5 protein-coding genes are annotated in these 5,806 nt (G+C 61.9%); 1 reads left to right on the top strand and 4 read right to left on the bottom strand.

Annotation, left to right across the window (positions count from 1 at the left end):
• Nucleotides 1–82: 82 nt before the first annotated feature.
• The 3 genes from AB4Z11_RS20540 to AB4Z11_RS20550 are packed head-to-tail and all read right to left on the bottom strand — an operon-like array spanning nucleotide 83 to nucleotide 3,979.
• Nucleotides 83–1,228, bottom strand: a complete 1,146-nt coding sequence (locus AB4Z11_RS20540; protein WP_442027315.1) for an ABC transporter permease — start codon at nucleotides 1,226–1,228, stop codon at nucleotides 83–85.
• On the bottom strand, nucleotides 1,225–2,979 hold the full coding sequence (locus AB4Z11_RS20545; RefSeq protein ID WP_442027316.1) for an ATP-binding cassette domain-containing protein: 1,755 nt from the start codon (nucleotides 2,977–2,979) through the stop codon (nucleotides 1,225–1,227). The genes AB4Z11_RS20540 and AB4Z11_RS20545 overlap by 4 nt, the downstream gene beginning before the upstream one ends.
• Before the next feature lie 4 nt (nucleotides 2,980–2,983).
• Complete coding sequence (locus tag AB4Z11_RS20550) at nucleotides 2,984–3,979, bottom strand: HlyD family efflux transporter periplasmic adaptor subunit (RefSeq protein WP_442027317.1); 996 nt, start codon at nucleotides 3,977–3,979, stop codon at nucleotides 2,984–2,986.
• Nucleotides 3,980–4,090: 111 nt separating this feature from the next.
• On the opposite strand from AB4Z11_RS20550, the gene AB4Z11_RS20555 reads away from it, so the two are divergent.
• Nucleotides 4,091–4,768, top strand: coding sequence for a TetR/AcrR family transcriptional regulator (locus AB4Z11_RS20555; protein ID WP_442027319.1), 678 nt, complete (start codon nucleotides 4,091–4,093; stop codon nucleotides 4,766–4,768).
• Here AB4Z11_RS20555 and nhaR read toward each other — a convergent pair.
• Entirely contained in the window at nucleotides 4,765–5,664 is a 900-nt protein-coding gene (gene nhaR, locus AB4Z11_RS20560) for a transcriptional activator NhaR (RefSeq protein WP_442027321.1), read from the bottom strand. The two genes, AB4Z11_RS20555 and nhaR, sit on opposite strands and share 4 nt — an antisense overlap.
• Nucleotides 5,665–5,806 lie beyond the last annotated feature (142 nt).

The raw sequence follows: 5,806 nt of genomic DNA on the forward strand, positions 1-5,806 counted from the left end.
CTCTTCGGGTCCTTGAGCACAGCCAGAAACTCCTTGCGGCACAAATTTACGATACGTCGAATGAATGTGAGCATGGCGCACCTTAATCAAGTTGTTTGCGCGTGACGGCGCGCGCTATGCCAAGCAGCAGCACCGCATAGCCGGCGAGGATGGCGCAATCGCGCAGGATCAGCGGCCACACATTCCCGGCCAGGAACAGGGTCTTGATCAGTTCCATGAAATAGGTCGCGGGCAGGATCTTGCCAATGATGCGAATGACTACCGGCACATTGCGCAGGTCGAACAGGAAGCCGGACAGCATCAGCGAAGGCATGAAGCTGGACAGTAGCGCCACCTGGCTGGCGAGGAACTGGTTCTTTGTCACCGACGAAATCAGCAGACCCATGCCGACCGCCACGAACAGGTACAGCATGGAGGCAATCACCACGACGAGCAGCGATCCTTCCATCGGCACTTCAAACAGGAAGCGCGCCGCCAGCAGGCAAAGCGCAAGGCCCAGCATGCCGACGCAGAAGTAGGGAATGATCTTCGCCAGCAGGATTTCCACCGGACGCACGGGCGTTACAAACAGCGCCTCCAGCGTGCCGCGTTCCCATTCGCGCGCCATCACCAGTGCAGTCAGGAAGGCGCCCACCAGCGTCATGATCAAGACGATCAGGCCGGGAACCAGATACCAGGTGCTGGTGTTGGCGGCGTTGAACCACATGCGCTGTTCGACGGCAACCGCGCCCGATGCGGGTGTGGCTGCACCGCGCGCAGCGGCTGCACCGGAGCGTTCAGCCTGCCGCTGCGGCCACTGGGCCAGGGCGGTAGTGGCGTAGTTCATGATGATGGTGGCACGGCTGGCATCCGCACCGTGCACCAGCAGCTGGATGCGCGCACCGCCTGCGTTCATGCTGCGCGAGAAATCGGACGGCACGCGCACGATGGCGTCCACTTCGCGCTTCTGCATCAGCGTCTCGGCATCGTGCATGGACTGCACGATGACCGGTTTGAAGGCCGTCGATAGCTGCAAGCCCGCCACCGCATCATTGGCGGTAGGCGAGGCATCTTCCATGACAATGGCGATCGGTGCATCCTTCACGTCCAGCGACAGGCCGTAGCCAAAGATCAGGATCAGCACAATCGGCAGCAGGATGCCGATAGCCAGATTGGCCGAATCGCGCAGCAGCTGGCGGAATTCCTTGCGCGTGAGCGCCACAAGGCGGCGGGAGAATCCGGCACTCATTGGCGGGTCTCCTTGCGGTTCTTTTCGACGATGGCGATGAAGGCTTGCTCCATATCGCCTGTACCGCCAGCCTGGTCGCGCACTTCGCGCGGTGTGCCGATGGCCAGTACCTTGCCCGCGTCCTGGATCACGATGCGGTCGCAGTATTCCGCTTCTTCCATGAAGTGAGTTGTGACGACGATGGTCACGCCAGCTTCGGACAAAGCCGTGATGCGCCGCCAGAATTCGCGCCGTGCCAGCGGGTCGGCGCCACTGGTGGGTTCATCAAGGAAGAGAATTTCCGGCTCATGCAGCAGGCCTGCCGCCATCGCCAACCGCTGCTTGAAGCCACCGGGCAACTGGCCGCTGGGCATGTCTTCCTGGCCGTGCAGCTGGAACTGCTGGAGCACGGTGCTGGTGCGCTCCTTGAGCTTGTCGCCATACAGGCCATAAGCGCCGCCGAAGAAGTCCAGGTTTTCCATTACGGTGAGGTTGCCGTACAAAGCGAACTTCTGCGACACGTAGCCGATCTTCTGGCGCGCCTGGGCGCGCGCATGACGCAGATTGACGCCTGCCACCTGCAGGAAGCCGCTGCTGGCAGGCAGCAGGCCGCACAGCATGCGGAAAGTGGTGGTCTTGCCCGCGCCGTTGGGACCGAGCAGGCCGAATATCTCGCCGCGCCTGACGCTGAAGGTCGTGCTGGCGACAGCAGTGAAGTCACCGAATTTGCGTACCAGGTCGCGCACTTCGATCACGGGCTGGTCGCCGTCTTCGGCTTCGATCTTGTGTACGGGGGCGCTGGCGGCGTTGGGATCTTTCGCAGGTTCGCCGCGCAGCACCATCATGAAGCCGTCTTCCAGGCGCGGTGGCGCGGGCTGGGTACTGGCGCCTTCCAGCAAGCCGGCCAGCGCATCGTCCGGCGCATCGGTGCGGCGGATGTAGCGCACCTGGCCGCCCTCGGGCACGGCATCGATGATGTGGGCGTGGTCGTCGATCAGGCGGGCCTGCAGGCTGCGGGCGGACATCGGTGCTTTGGGAACGGCCACGTAAGACAGGCCATCGGCACGCTGGCGGATGGCTTCCGGCGTGCCGGAGGCCAGTACGCGGCCATCGTGCATTACGTAGACCTGGGCACAGCGTTCGGCTTCGTCCATGTAGGACGTGCTGACGATCACGCTCAGCTTTTCCTCGTTCACCAGCTGCTGCACGATGTCCCACAGCTCGCGGCGCGACAGCGGGTCGACACCGACCGTCGGTTCGTCCAGCAGCAGCAGTTCAGGCGAGCGTACCAGGGTGCAGGCCAGGCCGAGCTTCTGCTTCATGCCGCCGGACAGTTTGCCTGCCGGCCGATCCGTGAAGCGTCCCAGGTCGGTCATGTGCAGCAGGCGCTTGAAGCGTTCGGCACGTTCGTTTTTCGGCACGCCGTGCAAATCGGCGTACAGATCCATGTTCTCCTGCACGCTCAGGTCTTCATAAAGGCCGAAGCGCTGCGGCATGTAGCTGATGCGGTCCTGCACCGTTTGCGGATGGGTGGCGACGTCGACACCAAGCACGGTGAGCTGGCCTTCGGTTGGTTTCATCAGGCCCGCCACTATGCGCAGCAGCGTGGTCTTGCCTGCGCCATCCGGTCCGACAAGCGCCGTCAGCGCGCCACGCGGAACCTCCAGCGACACATCGCACAGGGCGTGGATGTCGTGCTTCGATTCCTTGACGGTGAATCGTTTATGCAGGCCCTTACCGCTCAGTGCCGGGCCTTGGTCTTGCGCTGCCATGATCTTACTGGGCCAGTGCGATATGAACGGTGGCGGGCATACCCATGCGCAGGATATTGCTGCGGTCATCGGTCAGCACGCGTACTTCGTAGACGAGGGCAGTGCGCAGTTCTTCGGTCTGCACCGTCTTCGGCGTGAACTCCGCCACGGACGAGATATAGCCGATCTTGCCGGGGATGGACGATTTCGGCTGGCTGTCGATCACGATGCTGGCGGCCATGCCGGGTTTCACGCGGCCCAGGTCCGCCTCCTTCACATAGGTGCGTACCCATTTCGGACTGGCGATGGCCAGCGTGTACACAGGACGCTGCGGCGCGGCCATGTCGCCCGGCTCCATCAGGCGGGCGCGCACGATGGCGGTGACCGGCGCTTTCAACGTGGCTTCGGACAGCTGGTGTTCCAGCACGGCGATATCGGCGTGGGCGGCGTCCAGCTGGGCCTGGGCTTGCGCGATGTCTTCCTTGCGCGGACCGATCTGCACCAGGTCCTCGGACTTGCGGGCCGCGCGCAGCTGGGCGTCGGCAGCCTTGGCGCGCGCCTGGGCGCTGTCGATGTCCTGCTGGCTGATGGCGCGGCCGTTGCTCTCTTTGAAGGTGGCTTGGGCGCGATCCAGTTGCTGGTGGGCGAGGTCGGCGTCGGCCTGCATCTGGGCAGTGTGCGCCTTCGCCTGCGCCAGTTCTTCGGGACGGCTGCCGGCTTTCAGGCGGCCCAGCACCTGCTCCTGCGCCGCGGCCTGGGCGCGTGACTGGGCCAGGCGCAAGGTGAGCGTTTTGGTATCAAGCTCGCCCAGCACTTCTCCGGCCCGGACCAGCTGCCCCTCCTCGGCGTGCAGGGTGGCGATGCGCTCGCTGCCATTGAAGGCGAGCGAAACTTGTCTTAGGTCAACATTGCCATATAAGACCAGGTCCTTGTCGCTGGTGGCTGGGCGTGACAGAAACCAGGCGGCCGCACCAACGGCGGCCAGGGCGATAACGGCGAAAACGACGACTTTCTTGTTCATGACGAACCTCATTCACTTAACTACTGAAAGTATTCTACGTCAAATTCAAATTTAAATTAGAAGTATTTCCGTCGCGTGCTATCTTTTACTGTGTGACCTACAATGCTGCCCATGGCAACTTCCATTCGAAAACCCGAACCCGTTGCAGTGCGCGCTTCGCGCCAGGACGGTGAGGCAACCAAACAACATCTGCTCGATGTTGCGGGGCAAGTATTTGCCGAGCGTGGCTTCGCCGACGCTACCAGCAAAGAAATCTGCGCCCGCGCCGGCGTCAACATGGCGGCAGTTAATTATCACTTCGGCGGCCGTGACCAATTGTATGAGACTGTGCTGGTCGAGGCCCATCACTACCTGCTGAAGCTGGAAGACATGCAGGCCGTGATGGCTCAGACGATACCGGCAGAACAGAAACTCGGCATGATTCTCGGCGGTATCGTGCGCCGGGCCATGGGCAAGCACGCGCACTGGGGGGCGAAAGTGGTGCTGCGCGAGCTGATGGCGCCAACCGTGCATGCGCCGGTGCTGGTGCACAAGGCGATTGCGCCGAAAGCGATGGTGATGCTGGGCCTGGTGTCCGAAATCCTCGGCCTGCCGCCCGGCAGCCCAGGCTTGCAGCGCGGATTGTTCTTCCTGATGTCGCCATGCCTTGCGTTGCTGATGGCGCCGCAGGCCATGCGCGAAAAGCTTTTCCCATCTATTAACGACGACCCGGACGGCGTGGCTGCCGATATGGTGCGCTACGCGCTGGCCGGGTTGGGCGCGCTCGGCGCCCACTACAAAAGCGTTTAAGCCAGGCCTTCGTGTGCGGCTTCGAGAATAGCCTCCACCGCAGGATGGTGAATGCGCCGCTCACTTGAGATGGCATAGAACTGTTCACGCAGCTCGGGCGCTTCGCCAACCAGCATGGCGTCGAACTGCTCATACAAGTCCGTTGCCAGCGTAGCAGGCGCGAAGAACAGGCCCATGCCGTTGCGGCCAAATGTATTCAGCATCGCGTTATCTTCAAATTCGCCAGCCACATCAGGGCGTATCTCATGCTTCAGCAGCCAGGCGTCGATGCGCCCGCGCAGGGCGTTGTTCCGCGTTGGCAGCAGCAGCGGCGCGCCGTTCAAACTGTGCGGAAAGTTGCGCGCGTACTTGCGCTGCAGTGCGCGCGTGCCGAAAAGATTCATCTGGCTCTCCGCCAGCAAGTGACTGAACACGCGCAGGCTGGCCGTGGCGCGCACGGAGCGGTCCGTCAGCACGACATCGAGTTTATGCAGGGCCAGGTCGGCCAGCAGCGAATCGAATTCATTTTCCATACACACTAGCTTGACCTGCACATCCAGCGCCTGCGTCGCCTGCAGCAGGCGGAAGGCAATCAGCTTGGGCAACGAGTCCGAGATGCCGACGGTCAGGCGCATCTTGCCTGCATCCACATCCTCCAGCGCTTCCTGCATGCGGTCGCCCAATTCGAAAATCTGCTCGGCATAAGTCAGCGCCACACGGCCCGCTTCGGTGGGGACGAGGCGGCGTCCCTGCTGGGTTAGCAGTGACTTGCCGATCTGCTGTTCCAGCGACTGAATCTGCGTGCTGACGGTCTGGATTGCCAGGCCGAGACGCTCGGCAGCGCGCGTGACGCTGCCTTCCGTCGCCACAACGCGGAAGAAGTACAGGTGGCGGAAATTGAGGCCGGCAGTTTTCATTGTTCGGTTTTTTCGAAGTAACTATTCAATTATCTTCCATTTTTCAATTTGGYGGTTTTCTTTACACTGCGCTTCATTACTTAAACAAAAAAGGGGTAACCGATGAAGCACTTCAGGATTTCATTCCTGGTCTCCTTCATCT

It is taken from the genome of Pseudoduganella sp. RAF53_2 (assembly GCF_052113985.1).
In the GTDB taxonomy this organism is placed as follows: Bacteria; Pseudomonadota; Gammaproteobacteria; order Burkholderiales; family Burkholderiaceae_D; genus Rugamonas.

What these genes read in the sequence shown, in the direction of transcription:
- AB4Z11_RS20540 (WP_442027315.1), bottom strand. Translation starts at nt 1,228, where the DNA reads ATGAGTGCCGGATTCTCCCGCCGCCTTGTGGCGCTCACGCGCAAGGAA.
- AB4Z11_RS20545 (WP_442027316.1), bottom strand. Translation starts at nt 2,979, where the DNA reads ATGGCAGCGCAAGACCAAGGCCCGGCACTGAGCGGTAAGGGCCTGCAT.
- AB4Z11_RS20550 (WP_442027317.1), bottom strand. Translation starts at nt 3,979, where the DNA reads ATGAACAAGAAAGTCGTCGTTTTCGCCGTTATCGCCCTGGCCGCCGTT.
- AB4Z11_RS20555 (WP_442027319.1), top strand. Translation starts at nt 4,091, where the DNA reads ATGGCAACTTCCATTCGAAAACCCGAACCCGTTGCAGTGCGCGCTTCG.
- nhaR (WP_442027321.1), bottom strand. Translation starts at nt 5,664, where the DNA reads ATGAAAACTGCCGGCCTCAATTTCCGCCACCTGTACTTCTTCCGCGTT.